We start from the raw sequence: 1,647 nt of genomic DNA, 5'->3' as shown, positions 1-1,647 counted from the left end.
CTGGATAAAATCGTAGCCATCGTCAACGACAATATCATCACCTCCATGCAACTGGAGCAACGCGTCAGCGCGGTGCGCGCCCATCTCCAGCAGAGTGATCCCAATGCCATGCCTGCGGATGACATTTTGCGCCGTCAGGTGCTGCAACAGATGATTTTGCAGGATATCGAATTACAAATGGCGCAACGCGCCAACATCAAAGTGGACAAAGGCATGCTGGATCAGGCCGTCAACAACCTGGCCCAGGCCAACCACATGACCGCTGACCAGTTACGTCAGGCATTGAGCAGTCAGGGACAATCCTGGGAAACCTTCACCAACGATCTCAAGGATCGCATTATTGTTGACCGACTCATGCAGCAGGAAGTGGAAAGCCGCGTCCATGTGGGTCCTGACGAAGTCAAAACCTTCGCTCATCAACTCAAGGACATGGGCGGAGTCAGCTTCAACCTGCAGCAGATATTCATCCCCATGCCCAACAACCCGACCCCCAACGCCATCAGCGCAGCCCGCCAACAGGCCACCGAGGTCCGGAATCACCTGATTGCCGGGGAAGACTTTTCACGTCTCGCAGCGCAGGTCAGCAGTGGTCGCGATGCCCTGCAGGGCGGCCGGATAGGCTGGGTGAAAGCCGGAGAGCTCCCCCCCTCGGTGTCTCAGGCCCTCATGTCTCTGAAAACCGGGGATATCAGCCAGGTCATCGCCGGACCCACCGGTTTCCACATTTTCAAGATCCTCGACAAAAAAGACGAACAACCCACCATCACTGAAGTCAAGGCAGCAGCCATCGTGCTCCGCGCTGGCAGTAGCCTGCAACTTCAGGAAGCAGAAGATCGCGCCCAGGATATTCAGACCGCCCTTCAGAATGGCAGCCGTTTCTCGGAACTGGCGCGGAACTACAGTCAGGATCCCAACACCGCTGCAAAAGGCGGAGAAATGGGCTGGATTACCCCGGGACAGCTGCCAGACACCCTCGAACGGACTTTGCTCACCTTGCAGCCCGGGGCCGTCAGCAGTCCCATTCGTGAAGGCGATGCGATTTATATCCTGCAGTCACAGGGCCAGCGCCAGCAGCCCGTGGAAGAAAAACAGATCATGGCAGCAGCACGCATGCAGCTCTTTAACCGGATTGTCCGTGAACGCATGGACGAATGGCAACATCGGATTCGCGACAGTGCCTATGTAGAAATTCTGGAACCCAATCTACGCGGCAGCGATGCCTGAAATTCTGCATAGTACCCCGGCAACTGTCGCAAGCGGCAACCGCATTCAGGGCAGCCTGACCCCAGCCTGGACCCTGTTTTACAAGGAAACCCTGCGTTTCGGTAAAGTCTGGTTGCAAACCATTGCCGCCCCGCTGATTACCACCATTCTCTATCTGGTGGTTTTCGGGCATGCTCTGGGCAGTCATATCACTGTGTATCCGGGCGTCAGTTATACGGCTTTCATTGTGCCCGGGTTGATGATGATGTCTGTGCTCCAAAATGCCTTCGCGAACAGCTCTTCCAGCCTGATTCAATCCAAGGTGACCGGAAATATTGTGTTTGTGCTGCTCAGCCCGCTCACGCCCACGGAAATTTTTACGGCCATGGTCGCCGCTTCGGTGTTCCGGGGTATTTTAGTGGGACTGGCCATTTTTGCCCTGGC

The 1,647-nt window shown here is 56.0% G+C and carries 2 protein-coding genes; both read left to right on the top strand.

Going from position 1 to position 1,647, the window contains the following annotated elements; genetic code table 11:
• Positions 1-1,224, top strand: a 1,224-nt coding sequence (locus AC2VLY_RS11155; RefSeq protein ID WP_486922290.1) for a peptidylprolyl isomerase, incomplete at its 5' end; no start/stop codon positions are given.
• Positions 1,217-1,647: ABC transporter permease (locus AC2VLY_RS11150; RefSeq protein ID WP_486891697.1), on the top strand; the 431-nt coding region annotated here is incomplete at its 3' end. The genes AC2VLY_RS11155 and AC2VLY_RS11150, both read left to right, overlap by 8 nt.

The sequence above is a fragment of the Acidithiobacillus sp. TH-A36 genome (assembly GCF_057473445.1).
This window is presented reverse-complemented; position numbering and strand designations above follow the sequence as displayed.